19 protein-coding genes and 1 tRNA gene are annotated in these 16,807 nt (G+C 61.2%); 6 read left to right on the top strand and 14 right to left on the bottom strand.

Annotated elements, in window-relative coordinates:
- Nucleotides 1–161 precede the first annotated feature (161 nt).
- Nucleotides 162–935, top strand: coding sequence for a TylF/MycF/NovP-related O-methyltransferase (locus tag SCLO_RS07280; RefSeq protein WP_083949068.1), 774 nt, complete (start codon nt 162–164; stop codon nt 933–935).
- Between the two features lie 32 nt (nt 936–967).
- Here SCLO_RS07280 and SCLO_RS07275 read toward each other — a convergent pair whose 3' ends face one another.
- Nucleotides 968–2,044, bottom strand: a complete 1,077-nt coding sequence (locus SCLO_RS07275) for a helix-turn-helix transcriptional regulator (RefSeq protein WP_197705128.1) — start codon at nt 2,042–2,044, stop codon at nt 968–970.
- A gap of 256 nt (nt 2,045–2,300) precedes the next feature.
- Here SCLO_RS07275 and SCLO_RS07270 point away from each other — a divergent pair, with 256 nt between their 5' ends.
- The 4 genes from SCLO_RS07270 (at nt 2,301) to SCLO_RS07255 (ending at nt 4,635) form a co-directional block, all read left to right on the top strand.
- Nucleotides 2,301–2,885: a hypothetical protein gene (locus tag SCLO_RS07270; protein WP_066516934.1), complete on the top strand. Its 585-nt coding sequence runs from the start codon at nt 2,301–2,303 to the stop codon at nt 2,883–2,885.
- Nucleotides 2,886–2,924: 39 nt separating this feature from the next.
- Nucleotides 2,925–3,725 carry a hypothetical protein gene (locus SCLO_RS07265; protein WP_145980667.1) on the top strand — a complete coding sequence of 267 codons (801 nt, stop codon included), beginning with the start codon at nt 2,925–2,927 and terminating at the stop codon, nt 3,723–3,725.
- Nucleotides 3,726–3,744: 19 nt separating this feature from the next.
- Nucleotides 3,745–4,164 carry a hypothetical protein gene (locus tag SCLO_RS07260; protein WP_066516938.1) on the top strand — a complete coding sequence of 140 codons (420 nt, stop codon included), beginning with the start codon at nt 3,745–3,747 and terminating at the stop codon, nt 4,162–4,164.
- 282 nt (nt 4,165–4,446) lie between these two features.
- Nucleotides 4,447–4,635 carry a hypothetical protein gene (locus SCLO_RS07255; RefSeq protein WP_066516939.1) on the top strand — a complete coding sequence of 63 codons (189 nt, stop codon included), beginning with the start codon at nt 4,447–4,449 and terminating at the stop codon, nt 4,633–4,635.
- A gap of 62 nt (nt 4,636–4,697) precedes the next feature.
- Here the strand turns inward: SCLO_RS07255 and SCLO_RS22865 are convergent, their stop codons facing one another.
- The 5 genes from SCLO_RS22865 to SCLO_RS07235 all read right to left on the bottom strand — a co-directional run bounded on the left by SCLO_RS22865 (nt 4,698) and on the right by SCLO_RS07235 (nt 10,644).
- Nucleotides 4,698–5,096 carry a hypothetical protein gene (locus SCLO_RS22865; RefSeq protein ID WP_123905457.1) on the bottom strand — a complete coding sequence of 133 codons (399 nt, stop codon included), beginning with the start codon at nt 5,094–5,096 and terminating at the stop codon, nt 4,698–4,700.
- Between the two features lie 113 nt (nt 5,097–5,209).
- Nucleotides 5,210–6,694 (bottom strand): relaxase/mobilization nuclease domain-containing protein, encoded by a 1,485-nt coding sequence (locus SCLO_RS07250; RefSeq protein ID WP_066516940.1) that lies wholly within the window; start codon nt 6,692–6,694, stop codon nt 5,210–5,212.
- A gap of 9 nt (nt 6,695–6,703) precedes the next feature.
- On the bottom strand, nt 6,704–7,231 hold the full coding sequence (locus SCLO_RS07245) for a plasmid mobilization protein (protein ID WP_066516941.1): 528 nt from the start codon (nt 7,229–7,231) through the stop codon (nt 6,704–6,706).
- Nucleotides 7,232–7,774: 543 nt separating this feature from the next.
- A complete protein-coding gene (locus SCLO_RS07240) occupies nt 7,775–10,159 on the bottom strand; it encodes a type IV secretory system conjugative DNA transfer family protein (RefSeq protein WP_083949069.1) in 2,385 nt (794 codons plus the stop codon).
- Entirely contained in the window at nt 10,159–10,644 is a 486-nt protein-coding gene (locus SCLO_RS07235; protein WP_066516942.1) for a hypothetical protein, read from the bottom strand. The genes SCLO_RS07240 and SCLO_RS07235 overlap by 1 nt, the downstream gene beginning before the upstream one ends.
- Nucleotides 10,645–10,915: 271 nt before the next feature.
- On the opposite strand from SCLO_RS07235, the gene SCLO_RS07230 reads away from it, so the two are divergent.
- A complete protein-coding gene (locus SCLO_RS07230) occupies nt 10,916–11,236 on the top strand; it encodes a hypothetical protein (protein ID WP_231923371.1) in 321 nt (106 codons plus the stop codon).
- 12 nt (nt 11,237–11,248) lie between these two features.
- Here the strand turns inward: SCLO_RS07230 and SCLO_RS07225 are convergent, their stop codons facing one another.
- The 8 genes from SCLO_RS07225 to SCLO_RS07195 form a co-directional block, all read right to left on the bottom strand.
- Nucleotides 11,249–12,682 carry a nucleotidyl transferase AbiEii/AbiGii toxin family protein gene (locus SCLO_RS07225; protein ID WP_066516946.1) on the bottom strand — a complete coding sequence of 478 codons (1,434 nt, stop codon included), beginning with the start codon at nt 12,680–12,682 and terminating at the stop codon, nt 11,249–11,251.
- Complete coding sequence (locus tag SCLO_RS07220; RefSeq protein WP_066516952.1) at nt 12,679–13,491, bottom strand: type IV toxin-antitoxin system AbiEi family antitoxin domain-containing protein; 813 nt, start codon at nt 13,489–13,491, stop codon at nt 12,679–12,681. Before SCLO_RS07220 ends, SCLO_RS07225 begins: the two co-directional genes overlap by 4 nt.
- A 73-nt stretch (nt 13,492–13,564) precedes the next feature.
- Nucleotides 13,565–14,092, bottom strand: coding sequence for a hypothetical protein (locus tag SCLO_RS23810; protein WP_231923370.1), 528 nt, complete (start codon nt 14,090–14,092; stop codon nt 13,565–13,567).
- The gene (locus SCLO_RS07210; protein ID WP_066516953.1) at nt 14,089–14,322 is read right to left on the bottom strand and encodes a hypothetical protein; all 234 of its coding nucleotides are present in this window, start codon (nt 14,320–14,322) and stop codon (nt 14,089–14,091) included. The genes SCLO_RS23810 and SCLO_RS07210 overlap by 4 nt, the downstream gene beginning before the upstream one ends.
- On the bottom strand, nt 14,319–14,534 hold the full coding sequence (locus tag SCLO_RS07205; RefSeq protein ID WP_066516956.1) for a hypothetical protein: 216 nt from the start codon (nt 14,532–14,534) through the stop codon (nt 14,319–14,321). The genes SCLO_RS07210 and SCLO_RS07205 overlap by 4 nt, the downstream gene beginning before the upstream one ends.
- A 583-nt stretch (nt 14,535–15,117) precedes the next feature.
- Entirely contained in the window at nt 15,118–15,273 is a 156-nt protein-coding gene (locus SCLO_RS23280; protein ID WP_157080311.1) for a hypothetical protein, read from the bottom strand.
- Nucleotides 15,274–15,363: 90 nt separating this feature from the next.
- A tRNA-Leu gene (locus tag SCLO_RS07200) sits at nt 15,364–15,447 on the bottom strand.
- A gap of 93 nt (nt 15,448–15,540) precedes the next feature.
- The gene (locus tag SCLO_RS07195; RefSeq protein WP_066516958.1) at nt 15,541–16,701 is read right to left on the bottom strand and encodes a tyrosine-type recombinase/integrase; all 1,161 of its coding nucleotides are present in this window, start codon (nt 16,699–16,701) and stop codon (nt 15,541–15,543) included.
- Nucleotides 16,702–16,807 lie beyond the last annotated feature (106 nt).

The raw sequence follows: 16,807 nt of genomic DNA, 5'->3' as shown, positions 1-16,807 counted from the left end.
AGCCAGCGCCATAGAGCCCGGTTCGGGCATTTCGCACGACGTAAAATCGGATGATTATTATCAATAATATCTAAATAAAATGAGAAATATAAATTTTTACAATTGAATTATCATCATGTAGCTTAAAGAAAATATAATTCATAAAATATGAGAAGCGCGTGATGGAAAGTAACACTAATACAAAGAGACATTCATTTCTTTACAAGATTGGCGTTTCAAAGCGACCATTCTCGATGAAATGCGATTATCGAGGAGATGGATTCGGAACTAAAGGAAAATCCACAAAGTTTTTAGAGGATGATCTCTTTGCGAGCGCTTGGGATGCCACGGCATATGAAATAAAAAGGATGACTGGCGAGAAGGCCCCGGATGTTAGGTGGCGTGCTCATATTGCTCTTTGGGCAGCGCAAAATGGCCTGAATAGAGAAGGTGATTTCGTTGAATGCGGAGTGCACACTGGAATATTTTCGGGTGTTATATGCCGTGCGCTCGACTGGTCAAAACAAGATAGACATTTCTGGCTATTCGATACGTGGTCAGGTGTTCCTGTGACAGGGCTAAATTCGGACGAAGCGGCGGTCGCCAAATCCTACAATAAGGATTACCATCGCCGAGATATATTCAATGACGTCCAAAAGGCTTTTAAAAGCTTCCCAAACTGTTCTCTGGTTAGAGGGGAGCTTCCTGGCACTTTAGAAAAGGCCGATATCAAGAAGATCGCATACCTTTCGATCGACCTTAACAACGCAACCTACGAAAAAGCATGCATTGATGCGCTTTGGCCGAAGCTGGTTTCAGGGGCAATTGTCGTTCTTGACGATTACGCCTTCACAAAATGCCGTCTACAACAGGATATGTGGGATGAATTCGCTAGAAGCCATTCTGTATCAGTCGCTTCTCTGCCCACAGGTCAGGGGATTATCCTCAAGCCCTGATATTTGCTTGAGCACAAGGATTGAATGAGCAACTAGTGACTGGAACTTGCTGGGGTGCTCCGCGCCAGCAATGCCACCGCTTCCGCTTGCCGATGGGTGCCCGTCTTGGCGAGGATGCGTTTGAGATGGCTGCGCACGGTCGAAAGCTCGATGCCCATAGTTACCGCGATATCTTCAAGCGATGCTCCCCGCCCGAGTGCGGCGGCAACGGCACCTTCGGTGCGTGTTAAACCAAAGAGTTCGCGAAGCCGCGTAACCTCAATCGGCGCTTGGGGGTCGCGGATGAACACCAGCACGGCAGGCCTCTGTTCGCCAAAGGCGGAAGCCGAGGGGCGCAAGGGGGCAACCTCAAGGGCCAGCGGCATGCGATGCGGACGCGGAACGGACAGCGCCGCGCCGGGATTGGCAATCTTGCCCCGCGCGGTATCCATCGCCCCGCGCACCAGCGCCAGCAACTTGTCGTGAAGGGCTGGCGGGCGCAGCGCCAGCCGTCCGCGAATAACCGCAAGCTCCGCATTCTCGCGCAACAGTCGCTCCGCCATGCTGCTCGCCTGAATAACGCAGCCCGCGCCGTCCACCATCAGCACGCCCGTATCCAGCCTGTCGAGCGCCTCCAAGGCGGCGGCATGGGATTGGGATACCGCCGCAAACCGCTGCCCAAGGCGCAGCGCCCGCTGCAAGTGCGGCAGCACCAGTGCCGCCTGCTTCCGTTCGTGGTTGGTATAGGCTCCCGCACCCTGCGGCCTGTGGATGCCGAGAACGCCAATAGCGCCGTCTGCTGCGGGGAATACCGCCCCGAGCATGTGATGAATATCCAGATGCCGGAGCCAATCCTGATAGAAGCCGCTGCGCGCCTGCTCCTCGGGGGTCACCAAATCCTCATCGGTGATGATACGCTGCATGCCATAGGCCACGCTGCGCTCTACCCATAAGTCCTTGCGGTGCCAGTCGTCGGCCCATGCCTGTTCCCGCTCGGACACCATCAGGTTGTCCGTGCATTCCAGCAAATTCACGCGGGCATTGTCGCCGTGCAGTTTAAGAACGGTGCTGGTCGAGCCGAGCGTTTCCGCAATGCGCGTCGCTGTTCCCGCCCAAAGGCTATCGTCCACCGCTGCATCGTATAGATGCGCAATCAGTCCCGAAAGACGGGGTTCAAGGACTTCTTGGGACAGCATGGCCGCGTAACGCTCCCCGTATTTATGCGGTTACAAAGTCAACCTTATCCGCTCTTCAAATAACCCCGCATGAACAACGCTGCACGGCGGCATTGCTCAAGGCTGCGTGATTTCTCCCCTGTTTAGGGGACGAATGGGCCTCCGCGCCACCTTAACCATAGCGGGAAGGATTTTCACGCGCGGAGATGTCATGAGCAAAACCCGTTCCCTTGTCGTGCCGTTGCTGCTCGCGGCGGGGCTTGCCGCCTGCGGCCAGAACGCCGCGACAGCGGAGAATACCGCCGCCACGGAGAGCGCGGTAGAGGCAGAGTCCGGCAACACGGCGGGCATGGCTGCCGCTGAAGTCGATGCCGCCGCAAACCAAGCCGCCGCGCCCGCGATACCAGAAGCCGTTCCGGCCAAGGCGCAAGCGGCCACCATCGCGGCGCTGCCGCTCAAGCGCGGTTATTACGTCGAGAGCGATACCCCGTGCGGCCAAGCCTCCAACGCCACCACAACGCTGCTGCGCCGTGAAGGCATCGGCGGCGCGCGGGATTTCTGCGAGTTCAAGAAAATCGAGCAAACAGGGCCGAACACCTACCGCGTGACGGAAGCCTGCGGGGACTTGCAGGACAGCGCCCCGCCGGAAACCAGCACCTCCATCTACACCGTTACGGGGGATACGGCCTTCACCGCCAAGAGCGAGCACGGCTGGGAGCGCAGCGCCCGCTATTGCGCGCAATCGACCATGCCGCCCGACTGGCGCGCCAACGATATCAGCGACGTGACGGGCTGAGCCTGCCGTCTCCATCCATACCCTGTAAGGAGATTCCCGATGCAGCGAAGGGCTGCGCTTTGTTCTGCTTTTATCGGCGCGGCTTTGACCACGCTCACGCCCGCCTTTGCACAAACCGCGTCCACACCTGCGGCCAAGATGGACATGGCGGGGGTGCGCATCGGCATGACGGAAGCGGAAGCCCGCGCGGCGCTGACGGCCTTCGACCCGAGTATGCGGATTATCCGTACGACCTCGCGCTATAATTACGCTGCCGGAGAAGGCAGGCCGGAGAATCTTTCGACGCCGGAATTTCTCGACAGACTGGAAGTTCAGCCTGCGGGCGGCGGGTTTGAACTGTTCATTGTGTATTTCGCGACGCCGCCGTCCGAGCCGCGCGTCATCGCCATTGAGCGCCCCAATCTCGCGCATACGCAAAACCCGCCGACTCAGCAGCAATTCCGCGCAGGCCTTCTCGCTAAATACGGCCAGCCGTCCTTTGCCGAGCCGCACCAGCTTGTTTGGGAAGAAGCAGGCAAGCCGCGCTGCGCTTTCACCCGCCGGGGCAATCGCCCCTATGTCGGGCACGAACTCTCCCGCAACCGGATTGTCCCGACGTTCCAGAATGAACGCCGGTATCAATCCCTCGGCCTGACGCTGGCCAGCGATCCCGCCGCCTGCGGGCAGGTGCTTACCTATACCTATGGGATTTGGAGCGGGCCGGTACGCGCGGCCAAAGCCTCCCTCATCGACCTCGGGGCGGTGTGGTCGGCGGAGATACGCAGTAGCCAATGGGTGAACGGCCTCAAGGCCGAGGCCAAGCGCAAGGCGGATGCGCAGGCGCAAGCGCCGAAGCTGTAGCAGGAATGAAGGGGATGATATGGGACTGACTACACTGTGCGGAACCGTCAGCGGCATCCGTCATTCGACTGAAACGCGCGGCACGGTGGGCCGCAATGGCGGCTCCGTGAAAACCGGACAGGTCATCGCGTTTCGGGTGGGCGAGCGCTCCGCGCAAATCAAACTGGCTGATGTGCCGGATATCCGCGATGGGGATGAAGTGACGCTGGCAGGACGCGAGAAGAATGGCGTGTTCAAGGCGCTGGCGCTGCGCAACGACAAGACGCGGGCCGTCTACAGCATCCCGACGACGGTCGGCTATCTGATGGGCGCGACGTTCATCGCGCTCGGCGTGATGACGCTGGTGTTCCTGATCGGCGTCGTGTTCATCGCGGGCGGCGCTTGGACGCTCTACGAGGCGTCCAACTACACGCGGGCGGCGAACATGCTCAGGGCTTGAGTGCTTCCAACCGCGCGCCGATAGAATGCACGCGGTTTTTGCTCCAGCGGTATCGAGGTTCGGGACAAGTCAGAAACCGGTGCGGAGAAGTCTCCCTACCGTCCACCTCCATACGTCCTATTCATCATGCACCCTGCCAGCGGTTTTGCCTGCTGGGCGCAAGCCCGTGCGGGCTCCTTCTCTCCGTTGCGGTCCTTCGGATGCCCCCGGCAATCGCGCTGGCGTCATCGGGGGCATGAAAGGCCGTAGTGGTTGCGGCCTCAAGCAATAGGGAGACAGCCCATGCGCCTCATTGTCGCTTCCGAACTTGAGAACCTGCCGGAAACCGCTCTGCACTCCAAATTCTACCGTGTGCAGCAGGAACTGGCCTTCACCGAGCCCGCCACCACCGAGCGCGCGAATGCGCTGGCCTCGCTGGAAAACATCAACCGCGCGATCATCACGCGCCGCGTCAAAGGGCCGGGCTTTTAAGCCCTGCCCGCAAGAGAAAGCCGCCAGCGGGAAGCCGCTGGCGGTCTTCTCCGTCAATTCGGCTACGGCCCCATAGGCTTGTTGAATTTCCCGCGCAGCGATGGCGGCTTAGGTGATGATGGCGATGCGGGTGTTTGCTGTGCCGACTTCGGCGGCGGTGGAGGTAGGGGTTTCGGTGCAGGCGGCGGAGATGGCTGCCCGAGGAATTTCGACCTGAATCCTGTACGCGCAAGTAGCGCGCGAAGGCCGCGCGCACGGCGGTTTTTCACGCTGCGCTTCTTGGCCGGATTCATGAAACGCGAGAGCACGCGCCGCACGGTCGGTATGAACGTGGGCACAAGCTCGGGCGGGTCTTCAAACCCTTCGCTGTCCTTCGCGGTCGCGCCTGTATCCACCTGTTCCGGCGACGGCGCAGCGTCCAGATGCAGGAAGCGCGACACGGCGGCGGATATCGCGGCCATATCGGGAAGCCAGCCAAATAGCCCTTCGGCGGCGGCTTCGCCCTGCTGACCTGTGGCAACCTTTTTCTTCCTTTTCTTGCGGCCCGGTTCTGGTTGCAGGAAACGCGAGCCGCTTACTTTGCGGGTCTTGGCGGCGGTTCCGCCGCGCGCCCCTCCTGCCGTCGCCGCTCTGCCTCGCGGCGGTCTTCTTCGACCTGCGCGAGCAATCGCGCCGCGCGGGCTGAATCTTCCGCATAGCGGATGCGCTCCCGCGCAAACCCCGCCTGTTGATCGCGTCGCTGCTGTTCGTGGCGTTCTTTCAGTTCCGCGATGTGTTCGGCCCTGTCCTGCCGGAGCAATGTGCGAAGATCGGCGCGCTCGATGGCCTGCCGCTTGTGCAGGTGTTTCCATGCGGTCTCACGCTCAAGGCGTTTCTCCGCACCGCGCCCCGGATTGAGGCGGTTTTGCAGGGCTTCGATATATCCCTCGATACCGGACAATTTTCCATCGCGGATGAAGCGCTCGCGCTCGGCCTGCTGCTGGCGGCGCAGGCCGTCTATCTTTTCCCGCGCTTCAAGAACGAGCACATGCCGGAGCTGGCGCAATTCGGCATGATGCCACTTGGCCAGTTTCTCGGCCTCGGCCTGTTCGCGCGCGGCCAATGCCGCCGCGACGGCGGGGGCGAGTTCCGGTGCGCCGGAATCTTGCTCCTGCGCGTCCGTTATCTCGCCCTGCGTCTCCGGCTCTGGCGCGAGATCTTCGACGGGCGGGCGCTGCATCTCGAATGCGGGCGGCTCGGCATCCTTCTGCCGGTCGCGCTGCTGGGCTTTGGCGTCGCTGGCGGTGGGGAGCGCATCGCGGTCCACATCCGCCATGAAGGCCCGCGCCTCGCCGGCCTTCATTTTGAGTTCGCGGCTCAGGCTGTAAACGCTGCCCTCCGGCCCGACGAGCACGAAGTCCTTGCTGTCGCCCCGCGCCAGCACATAGCCTGTTTCTTCCACGGCGGCCTTGAACGCCATGCCGCTATCACAGGATGATTTGAGCGCCGCGAGCTGCGCGCGCCGCTCTTGGGTGGAAAGGCCGCTGCGTTCGGCCTGTTGATGCTCCGCATGGCTGACATCCGCGCGCGGGAACTCCGGCTGCTTGGCGCGGTCGCGTTTCGCGTGTTTCCCCGGCACATGCTCATGGCCGAACTCGCGTTCCAGTTTGAGGCTGGCGCGCTCATGGGCGAGATAGTTATTGCTATCCGAGCGCATGGTCATGGTTTCGAGGTCGGTGCGGCACCAGACGATATGGATGTGCTGGCGGCCTTTCTTTTCGTGCAGGACGACGGCGCGGGGCTGACCGTCCAGCCCGAGTTCTTGTTCCAGAACCTCCACGGCACGCGCCCATTGCTGGGGCGTCATGTCATAGCGGGCGTCGGGGTCGATATTGACGTGATAGAGTCCCTTCTTGCCGCGCGTGCCCTCCGAGAGGGTTTGCCAGTCGCGGAAGGTCGCGGCCAGGTCATCGATGCCGGAGTGTAGTTCCAGCACCTCCATGCGCTCGTTGGTGTCGGTGCGCTGAAGGTGGGCGGCAAGCTGGCGGGGTCCGGCGCGTGAGCCTCCTTTGATAATCATGCCGCCGCCTCACGGTTTGGGAGGCGGGATGAACTTGGACAATCCCGCAGGCGGGGCGGCCTCCGGCGCTGCCGGTGCCGGGATTGGAGCCGGTGCAGATGTCGAGACCAGCGGCGGTGCCGCCGCTGGGGCGCTATCCGGTTCCTTGCCAAGCGCGCCATAGATGAGGGCGCGAAGGCGCGCGAAGTCGGCCAGCGCTTCGCGCAGGTCCGGCAAGACGGTTTCCGCCTCGCCGCCTGTATGCAGGTAGCGGGCAATCTGGTTCAGATTGCTGCCGGTCTTGCCAAGGTGGCCGAGTATTTGACGCAGCGCAGCACTGTCGGCAGGGATGCGACGCTGCGCGCGGGGACCGGCTTCGCCGATGAGCGCCGCACGGGCGAAGGCGGCGGCGGCCATACCCGCCCTGTCGGCGCGGGCGAGAAACGCCGACTTCTCGTCGGGCGTGACGCGGGCATAGATGGTGGCGGTGCGTTGCCGCCGTTCCGACTTGCGCCGCCCGGAAGGGCTGTGCTCTGAGCCGCTATCGCTCAAGCGCATCTCCTTTCTGCCGGACGTGTCCGGCTGCGGGGTCGAGGGGGTATCCCCCTCCGTCAGGGTGCAGGGGCATGAAAGCCGCCTGCGTGTCGTCCAGAGCGCGCAAGCTCTGGCCGTGGGTGCCGGGACGCGGAAGTCTCCGGCGAGTGGTCGAGGGGTGCGATAACCCCTTGTCTGGTTCCAAGGACGACGTGCCTTGGTGGGTGCCGAGGGCAAAGCCCCGGTCATGGGTCGCAGGGAGCACGAAGGCTCCCCGCACGGGTGCAGGGGTATGAAACCCCTTGCTCTGGAGGGATGCAACGGGAGGGCGAAGCGCCTTCCTTGCCAAGCCAGCGCCTTCAGGCGCGGGGTGTGGACGGTCAGTCCGCACATGGCTTGCACACTCTCCTAAGCCATAACTTAGGATAGCACGGGACGTGCTGGGGTGTGGGGTAGCGAGCGCTTGCGGCAAGGGCGGGTATCGCCGTCTGCATACAATCGTATGCGACTCGCTCAGCGCGTGATGAGCCGCAGGATAGCACGAAGGCGGACGATGCGGCGAAGCTTTCATCGCGCGCCATCCTCTTCAACGCTGCCAGTGCTAAGCACGTCGCGGGCCTCGTTGAGCATTTGCGCGAAACGGGCCGAGCCGCCGGTGTCGGGATGCACCTTCTGCATCAGCCGCTTCCAAGCGGCCCGCACCTCAGCGGCGGTTGCGCCTTCCGAGAGGCCGAGAAGGTCGAGCGCTTCCGCGCGCGTCATTTTGCCGTTGGGTTTTGCGGCGCGCTGGCGCGCGCCGCCGGACTGGCGGCCATTATGGCCGCCGTCCGATTTGCCGCCCCGCACAAAATAAGGGTTGTCGTCGTAGGCTAAGGGCGGTTCCCAATAGAGATGCGGATAGACAGCGGCGAGCGACGCGAAGGCGTCGGGGAGCCGCCAGTAATCCACGGGCCGGACGTAGTGCGGACGGTCGGTAGGGTTCAGGACAATCGCCACGTCGCGCCCCAAGGCCAGCACCTCGTCGGGCATGAGCAGCGGCCTACCGGTCTCCCCGTAATTGACGTTCTCGCTCTGGCCACCGCCACCGGGGCCGAAGTTCTGGCCCTCGCCATGCCCAACCGTCTGCACGGTCACTTTGCCCAAGGTTTCGGAGAGGTAATTGGCGCTCTCAAGGTCGTTGACGTTGCAAAACCATTTGTAAGCGCAGTTGGACAGGATGGTGCCCGCCGCAGCGCCATAGAGGTCTTTGAGCTGGTCGAGGCCCTGCACAATCAGGGTGAAGTCGATGCCGTAGCCCGACATGGTGGCGATATCGCGCGGCAAATCCTCGATGCGTCCCAGCGCCGGAAACTCGTCCATCAAGATCATGCAGCGGTGCGGCGGACGCCCGCCCAGCGGATACCGCTTGAAGGTGTGCATGGCCGCCGTGGTCATGAGCCGCAGCCATGTGCGCTGGGTGTCGATACGGTCGGGCGGGATGACCAGATAGACCGTCACCGCCTCCCGTATCAGGTCGGCCATGTCGAAGGATGATGTGGCGGTGGCGGCCTTTACTTGTGGGTCGGACAGGAACTTGGTGGCCTCCGACAGGTTGGACATGATGCCCGAATAGGTTTCCTGCGCGAGGTCCAGATACGGGCTGACCATCTCCCTTATCGCCCCGCCGAAGGCGCTGCTGGCCGCCATCGGCACCAGAAACCTGTCCGTAAAATCCTTGCGGCTCAGGCTCACAATCTCCCGCGCGCGGGCGAGCGTCTTTTGCTCGCCCGGCTGGTCGGTGATCCACAAGAGCACGGCGGTCAGGACGTTAGCGGCGCTGCCCTGCCAATAGCGGTCTTTGTCGCCGGGGGTCGTTGGACAGACCGCCGCAGCAAGCGCCTGCGCCACCGCGACGGCGTTAGGGTCGTCGCGCACCAGCACGTCCAGCGGATTGAAGGTCGCGGGCGCAAGGCCGCGCTCCTTGAACGTCTCCGCCAGTTCGCCCCACGGGTTGATGACGTGGACGGCGCTATTGAGCGCACCGCGCCGGATGCGCGCTGTGATGGCGGCGTTTTCGCCCTTGGGGTCGATGACAATCGCCGAGCCGCCATAGCGCAAGAGCGTCGGCACGATGACGCGGGTGCCTTTGCCCGTGCGGGTGCGCGCCACAATCAATGTATGGTGTTCCGGCGTCGAGAGCACTGGCGCACCCGTTTGCTGCTCAACGGGGATGGCTGAAAGCTCCGGCGCGCTGCTCTTGCCAAAAAACACGCCCCTGTGGCCGTCGTATGCGTCGGCAAGGCTATTGCGCACGTCCGCATAGCGGGCGGAGCCGTAATTGTCGGACAGGGCGGGTCTTAGCTTCGGTTTGCGCCGTTTGTCCTTCACGAGCCAAATCAGTCCGACAACGCCCACGAGCACGGCCAGCGGGCCGAACAGTCTGGCGAACAGCCTGCCGAGAAGGTCCATGCCCTCTCGGAACAGGCCCACGGCCATATCCTTGGCAATCCCTGCAAGCTCGGTGACGTAGTTCCAAGGCGTCGGCTCTTTGGGCGGGTCGTATTGCGCCCTGAGCGCCGCCATGCGCGCGCGGGCGATGCTGTCAGCGGCGCTGCTCAGCATCAAGTCTTGGCCTGTGCCGATGCCCTGCCATTTCCGGCGCAGGGCGGTTTCCGCTGCTTGCAGTTCTGTGGCGCGGCTGCGCCATGCCGCCGCGTCAATCTCGCCTGCCTTGCGTCGATACTCGCCCTCCGCAAGCTCCACGCGGATATCGGCCAGCAAAGCCGCGTCGCGGTCAAAGACACGCTGCTGCGCGGGCGGCAGCACCAGCCCACGCGGCTCTCCGCCCTGCCGGAATATCGGGTTATCTTTCTGCCAGCTTGGCACGGATTCTTGCGCGGCGGCAGCCAAAGGCAACGCGGCAAGCGCCAGCGATAAGGCGACGGCCCGCAAGGGCTTCGTCGCCGCGAGCATCAGAACGGCCCTCTATCGGCGGGCGGCGTCCCGTTCGCCGCGTCGTCGGTCGGCACGGCCAATTCCGGCGCGCCCTCGGCGGCGCAGAGGGCGTTCCAGAGTGCCGCATAGTGCGGATGGCTTGTCGGGTCGGTTACGATGGTATGCAGTAGATTTTCGAGGTGATTGCTGACGATCTGCGCGAGCAAACGCGACGGCGGCGCGGGATTCCGCCCGACTCGGGCCGAATCGAGTTTCTCGATGTGCGCGAGAAGCGCGAGCAATCCCGGTTGCACCGCCACCGTCACGGGCACGGCGTCACCCGCATCATTCATCGCGGTGGAAAGTACGTCTTCCAAGCTGCATACATCGGTATGCGCGGCGAAGCGGGATTTGAGAGTGGCGAGTTTGGGATGGGGCGGCGCATCGGGCGTATCGCCTGCGCCGCGTTCCCAAGCGCTTAGCGCTTCATCTACTTTTGGTGCGCTCGGCTTGTCCTCCGGCATGTGGCCCCCGTTAGTAAACATACGCCTGTATGTTTGTGCGGAGCGGCAACCCGTCTAGGCACATCTTTGCAATGTCCTGCATCGCGGACAGGGCATTGCAGATGTACTTGCGCACAAACGTCTTTCCCCTTCACAATCTAAAGAGACAGGGGGCGCGTCAAGCTTACCACAGAGAACGCGTAAGCGAAGATGCGCTGGCAATGCCGCGCATGAAAAGCGCCCCCGGATTGGGGGAGACGTGAAATGGTTGTCTTGCGGCACTGATTTCATCGTGGCGGACGTGATCCGCTGGCGCGAGCCGGTCTGGAAACCGCAGCCGCGCCATTCCAAGAAAAGGCCGGTCATCACCGGCCATCGCGTCATAACCGGACAAATCGTCAAGATTGACCGGGGCGGCTGGGTGCATATCGAGGTGACGGCCTGCACGGTCGAGCCTGCGCCGCAATGGCTGCGCCCGCTCTATCCGCTCAAGCGCGGCGAAGCGATCCGCCGCCAGCGCGGCAAAATCGGCCAAGGCAAGGTAGACCGTCTGCATTGGAGCGATGAAACCGCCCGCGCCGCGATTGTCGGCTCGCGGTTTTTGAAGTCGTGAAAGGACGCGGGCTTAATATTTCGTCTCAACGAAAAAGCCGGTACGGCCCGAGCATTGCCCGCCCCATTGGTTCTTATGCGGGTTGAGACTCCCGTCGAAGCGGTCACGGCGGAACTTTTTATTGCAGATCGGACACTGGTAAATATGCACCGGCTTGCCAAACGCCTTGGCCCGCTTGGGTGCTTTGCGTGGCGCGATGCTGCGCGCTCTGGCTACGGATTGACGCGGAGCAGACGATTGTGGTTGTGCAGTTGTTGGCGGAGCCAGAACGGGACCTTGCGGACTCAATTCGACCTGATGGCGCGGCGTAAAGGACGTATTCGTGACGCGCGCACCTTGAATCCGATCCACACGGTAGCTGCGGTGTTCGTTCCGATCGACGCTGTGTGCGTGAAGGATAATGTCACCGCTCTGGGTGCGGCGTAGCGAATATGGCTCGATGCGACGGGTGGAGCCCTGATAATCGAGATCGACCAGCAGGCGGTTGCCCGCGGCGAAACGAATAATCTCCATGATGGATTGTGCCTGGCCCGACACGGGTAAGCGAAGGTCACGCTGACGCAATACAACGTCGCCAGCCCCGACGGCGACGGCTGCGGGGATCACCGGCTCGACATTGCTGTGCAGCCAATCAAAGAAGGCTGGCAGCACCTCCCAAAAGCTCTCGTAAGGTGGCAGAGCCGGAAGCTGGTGGGCGAGCATATTCTCCCACAAATTGGCCAGCTCCCCGCGATGCGGTTCAAGATCGGCCAGTACCGGCACTCCAATTCCCTTGAACTCACATTTTTGACGCAGCACATCGAGCATCACGGCGGAATGTGGCCGCGCCTCGTGGTTCCTGAACAGGTTGACCACATCGTAGAGGTCGCGCGGGCGGGTACGTTCCGCCAAGGCTCTCACTTTCTCGCCGAACAATTCCTCATAGGCATAGGCCAGCACGTCGATGCCTTCAGCCGGGGCGTCGGTATAGGGATGAAATACAGCTACTCGCACAGGAGCCAGCACGACCCGTTCGTCGGCGGTCAGGTCCAGTTTGATGCGAGGAAGATCGCGGGTAGCGACCGGCCCGCGATAACTGATCTTGCCTTGGCAAGATACGGAGCCGCGCGGGTTAGTGTAAATATCGAAGGTTTGCAGATTGGCCGGAATCTCGATGCCCGTCCGCTCGTAAATCCATTCGCCGATCTCGTTGAACGTCTGTGTCAGAAACGCAGCGTCCAGATGTGCAGCATCGGAAAGGGTAAAATCGAGGTCTTCAGAGAAGCGGTAGGTCTCAAAGAAGCACTTTTTCAGGCAGGTTCCGCCTTTAAACAGCCAACTGTCGCGCAAGCTCGGATGGGCGCTGATGCCAGCCAGCATCCAGCCCAGCACATAATCCTTCTCCACGACATGCGGCGTGAGCGACATGCGCGTGGCTGTTTCGAGTATCTCGCGCCGCTCGATCATGCGCGGCCTCGCTGAACCCAGTAGTCGGGAATCCGCAAGCGCCAGCGCGTCACCATGCGGGGACAGTCAAGGCTTGGGTCAATCTTGACATTGCCCTTGGTCAGCCGTGACCTGCATTGCTCGACCAACCATTCGGCGCTTGCGCTATCTTCGGCGAGAAAGCCGAGACGCTTGAATACAGCACCGTTTCCAAGCTGTTCGATATAGGCCAGCAACTGCGTGTCGTTGCGGTCGTTCCGGCGAAGATACTCGGCGAGGCAATCCGCAACATGCTGGATGCCGCCGCCAACGGACGGATCGTCGAGCATATCGACGATGGTGCGCTGCAAGTCGGAAACGAGAACCTTGCTCTGCCCCCGCCAGACCGCCTTCGTTCCGAACAATCGCTCGACTGCGACATGCTTCACGGTAAAGTTTGCCCCGTGGTGCTTTTGAGACTTCTCGCGGATCGGTTTGGCCGTGAAGACCACGATGTCGTTGAAAATCTGCTCGGTCAGGTCCCAATATTCAGCCGCCGTACGGCCCCCGACATATCCCGGCGAGAAGAGGCTCGGGACAAGTACCCACGGGTCATCAAGCACATGCTTGCTGTCCAGTGTGTCGAGCGTCACTGGCACATAGGCTCCACGCCGGACACGGCGGAGCCATCCCTGCTCTGTCCAGCGGGCAAGTGTTTTGGCAGCGGTGGAGCGGTCGAGGTGTAGAAGACGCACGGCGTCATCGACGCTAATGACGTCTCCTGCCCCGCCTACCAGTGCGGTAAGACGCTGACGACCTTCGGGCAGCGAGGATGAATCGGTATATTCCATATGCTGAAATTCCTGATAAACGCGAATTTCTACATAACCATTATATCAAGCCCCTGTTCTGGCGTCCAGTGCATTATAGACGCCGTAATTCTCCGAAAATGCGAACTTCTGCATATTTGATGAACTTTTTGCGACGCGATAACTGCCGTTCCGGATTCGCTAAGTGAGACTTAGGGTTTTCTGCATTCGATAAACTCGATGGCGAGCAGCCATAGCCGCTGCTGGCCGCAAGCGACGGCCAGCGCGCCACAAGGCCGCGCAGCGTCACCCTAAAAAAAAAGAGGGTGAGCTGGCGCGCGGCGGCGGCTTGTTGTTGCCACGCGGGCGACGAGGCTTCTTCGTCGAGCCATGTCCGCACAAGGGCCACCGGCCCGCCCATCGCGGCGACGGCGTGAGCCGTTGTGAAGTGCGAGCGGTAGCCGGTCTCCGTGATCGGGAGCGGAGCGCGCTCGGGCGCGATGGCCTCGATTTCGAGGTGGGCCGTATCGAGGCCGTAGTCATCGGCGAGGCTCAGCCATCGCGGCTCATAGCTGATGGTGATGGTCACGCCGTGCCAGACGGTTTCGTAATGCTCGATGTAGCGCTTGAACGTGCGGCTCATGCGGCACCTCCCTTCACGATGCGAAACTCGTCGCGGCTGTACCCTTCGTCTTCGGTGCGCTGTCCAGCGTCGATCTCCGCCTGAATGTCGGCGAAGAACTCGTCGAGCGCTTCTTGCGCCTGTGCGGCGGTCTCAAAGGTTTCTGGCTCGCTGGAGCCGTCCGGATAATGGACGGTCCAGGTGTTGATCCAGCCATCGCAGATGGTGAGCGTTTGAACCTCGTAGGTCATGCTGCACCGCCTTCCGCCACTTCACCGGCCTTCGGGGGTAGAAGAACGATGCGGCCATCCAAAGGGTAGAGATCGAGCTGGAGCGTGTGGCCGTCGCTGTTCTGGTGCTGCCAAGCGGCTCCGACGCGGGTCCAGAAGGCTTTGCCGCCTTTGGCTTCGCGGACGTGCCAGGCAATCAATGTCGGGGCTTTGGTTTCGGATTTCTTCGTCATGTCTTTTCTCCTTGGTTTGCATTGCCCTTTCGGGCGTGCCCACGGAGAGCCAGGCGCGATGGCGCGGCGTCACACAGGAAAATTGGGGGAACCGGACGCCTGCGGACGGGGGAGCCGAGGCTTCCTGTTGATGGCAGTAGCGCCCGCGCATGGCAGGGGGCTCGAACCTGCCCGATGGGGATGCAAATGACACAAGGGGAAATCAGGGCGGAGCCGGAGCCATAGCGCCGCCCCTTGACGGCACAAGGTCATACCCAAGCGAAAGCATCGCTCGGAGCGTGATGTGAGCCATTGGCTATCCGGTGGCGCGGCCACGGCGTATCGCCGAAACATCGGCTGGGCGGCCTTCCCTCTTCTGCCGCTTCTCCCGAAGGTTGATGCAGGCGGAGGCGTGGTACCCGCTGCCGGTGTGCGGAAGGCATATCATTTAAGGAGCGGAAGTTGATGAACATACTGCGATGGCCGGTTCCCGTTCGGGAACCTGACGGCCAGCGGTCCGCCCTGTTCAGGGCGGACCTTCGCGAAAGCCAGCCAACGAGGCTGCTCAGGCTGGCATAAAATCGCCGTTCGGCGCTTTATTGGATTAGATCGTTTCCCAATCTGCTATGTCAGGCGAAAGGTTCAGGTCGCCAAGGTCGATTCCATTTGATGGGGAGAATGTATGCCCGCCTGCCGCGTCATCTGCGGCGGCGCCGGGAGAATGGTAAGAGCCCAGTTCCTCGCCATTGTAGACGATCATCCATCGTCCATGACTGGGTAAGATAAAGACAGGTCCACGGCGGGAATTATGGCGGAAGCCTCGCAAGGCGATACCTCAAAACTAGAAAGTTGGTGCGGGCGGTCGGACTCGAACCGACACTCCGTGAGGAAAGGGTTTTTGAGACCCTCGTGTCTACCATTTCACCACGCCCGCATGTGGCTGTGCCTATGCGGCGCGGAGGCCGTCACGTCAACCAACTGGACGGCCATTTGACTACAATCAGCAGCCTGCCGTCAATGATCTCGATTAGCGCTTCTTCCTTCGTGTATTGATGGCGGAAGCGTCAATCATGTCCTTAATATGGGAAGCGTAGAATTTTTCAATCATCTCAACGCTGGTTCGGCAATTTTTGGCAACTTGATAAATGTCAGCTCCTTCCATGAGTCGGAAGCTAATATAGGTGTGGCGCAGGCTATACGCCGTGCGCGGATTGCCTTCCCTATCCTCCTTCATGCCGAGTTCGTCGAGGATGGTGTTAAAAAGTTCCCTTTGAATCTTAGGGAAAATAAGATCAGTGGGGCCGAGATTGTGGCGCTTCTTCATCCGCGTGAACGGGAGCACCGCTCCCGGCATAGTCTTGCAATAGCCCACGCCACGTTTGCCACGCACCGCGATATGAAGGATGCGCTCACCCTTGGCGCCTTCGGTGGCGATCTCCACGTCGCGCACCTCAATGCGCTTTGCCTCGTCGGGACGCAGGCCGCTGTTCACCATGAATAGCACATAGTCGTGGAGGTCTTCGCAAGCCGAGCGCCAGCGTTCCTTTTTCGGGTTCTTCGCCCGCTCGCCAGTCGCCTTGTAAAGCTCCTTATACTCCGTCGGAGAGAACCAAGCGCGGTGAGCGATTTTTCCTGAGGTTTTATAGGGTGCGGAAATATCCGGCAGATAGGGCAGCCAGCCATGCCGCTGGGCTGTTTTCAGGACGTGGCGAAGAGTGATGATTTCAGAATGGATGGTCGAACGTGCGGGCCGCTTGGGGTTTCCCTCCCTATCGACCCGCGACGTCATGCGATGGGCGCGGTACTCTTGCACGAGGCCGGGAGTGATTTCCTCCACCATTTTGTCACCGAAAAACGGGAGCAGATGAACGCGAAGGCGGATGCCGTGGCCCTCCACATACTTCGCGTTCCGCTCGCCTTCGGTGATGATGGTATATTCGGCAAGGAACTGCTGCGCCGCTTTTCGGAAGGGCGTGCCTTCTTTAATCTCTCCAGCACGGTATTTTCCCATCAGGCCGAGATACCAGTCCCGCGCCACGTCCTTGGCGCGGGCTAGGCTCTCTTCCTTTGTACTGGTTCGCATCTGCTTGCCCGCGATTGAGCAGGAGCACTGCCAATGCGGGCTGTTTGAACGCATATAGAGTTGGACTTTTCCGTCCAAAAGCTTGTGGCGAGCGGTGGTCGTCATAGCCGGGCACCTCATGAGCGATTTTGTGCTAGCGCTGTGCTAGCCGTTCATCTTTCAATTATGCCATTAAACGACTGTTTTTGCTATGTTTTGTGTCTAACCTATT

The organism is Sphingobium cloacae, from assembly GCF_002355855.1.
Taxonomy (GTDB): domain Bacteria; phylum Pseudomonadota; class Alphaproteobacteria; order Sphingomonadales; family Sphingomonadaceae; genus Sphingobium; species Sphingobium cloacae.
The sequence above is the reverse complement of the archived record's forward strand: the minus strand, read 5'-3'. Positions and strand labels throughout refer to the sequence as shown.

What these genes read in the sequence shown, in the direction of transcription:
- SCLO_RS07280 (WP_083949068.1), top strand. Translation starts at nt 162, where the DNA reads ATGGAAAGTAACACTAATACAAAGAGACATTCATTTCTTTACAAGATT.
- SCLO_RS07270 (WP_066516934.1), top strand. Translation starts at nt 2,301, where the DNA reads ATGAGCAAAACCCGTTCCCTTGTCGTGCCGTTGCTGCTCGCGGCGGGG.
- SCLO_RS07265 (WP_145980667.1), top strand. Translation starts at nt 2,925, where the DNA reads ATGCAGCGAAGGGCTGCGCTTTGTTCTGCTTTTATCGGCGCGGCTTTG.
- SCLO_RS07260 (WP_066516938.1), top strand. Translation starts at nt 3,745, where the DNA reads ATGGGACTGACTACACTGTGCGGAACCGTCAGCGGCATCCGTCATTCG.
- SCLO_RS07255 (WP_066516939.1), top strand. Translation starts at nt 4,447, where the DNA reads ATGCGCCTCATTGTCGCTTCCGAACTTGAGAACCTGCCGGAAACCGCT.
- SCLO_RS22865 (WP_123905457.1), bottom strand. Translation starts at nt 5,096, where the DNA reads ATGGCCGCGATATCCGCCGCCGTGTCGCGCTTCCTGCATCTGGACGCT.
- SCLO_RS07250 (WP_066516940.1), bottom strand. Translation starts at nt 6,694, where the DNA reads ATGATTATCAAAGGAGGCTCACGCGCCGGACCCCGCCAGCTTGCCGCC.
- SCLO_RS07245 (WP_066516941.1), bottom strand. Translation starts at nt 7,231, where the DNA reads ATGCGCTTGAGCGATAGCGGCTCAGAGCACAGCCCTTCCGGGCGGCGC.
- SCLO_RS07240 (WP_083949069.1), bottom strand. Translation starts at nt 10,159, where the DNA reads ATGCTCGCGGCGACGAAGCCCTTGCGGGCCGTCGCCTTATCGCTGGCG.
- SCLO_RS07235 (WP_066516942.1), bottom strand. Translation starts at nt 10,644, where the DNA reads ATGCCGGAGGACAAGCCGAGCGCACCAAAAGTAGATGAAGCGCTAAGC.
- SCLO_RS07225 (WP_066516946.1), bottom strand. Translation starts at nt 12,682, where the DNA reads ATGATCGAGCGGCGCGAGATACTCGAAACAGCCACGCGCATGTCGCTC.
- SCLO_RS07220 (WP_066516952.1), bottom strand. Translation starts at nt 13,491, where the DNA reads ATGGAATATACCGATTCATCCTCGCTGCCCGAAGGTCGTCAGCGTCTT.
- SCLO_RS23810 (WP_231923370.1), bottom strand. Translation starts at nt 14,092, where the DNA reads ATGAGCCGCACGTTCAAGCGCTACATCGAGCATTACGAAACCGTCTGG.
- SCLO_RS07210 (WP_066516953.1), bottom strand. Translation starts at nt 14,322, where the DNA reads ATGACCTACGAGGTTCAAACGCTCACCATCTGCGATGGCTGGATCAAC.
- SCLO_RS07205 (WP_066516956.1), bottom strand. Translation starts at nt 14,534, where the DNA reads ATGACGAAGAAATCCGAAACCAAAGCCCCGACATTGATTGCCTGGCAC.
- SCLO_RS23280 (WP_157080311.1), bottom strand. Translation starts at nt 15,273, where the DNA reads ATGATCGTCTACAATGGCGAGGAACTGGGCTCTTACCATTCTCCCGGC.
- SCLO_RS07195 (WP_066516958.1), bottom strand. Translation starts at nt 16,701, where the DNA reads ATGACGACCACCGCTCGCCACAAGCTTTTGGACGGAAAAGTCCAACTC.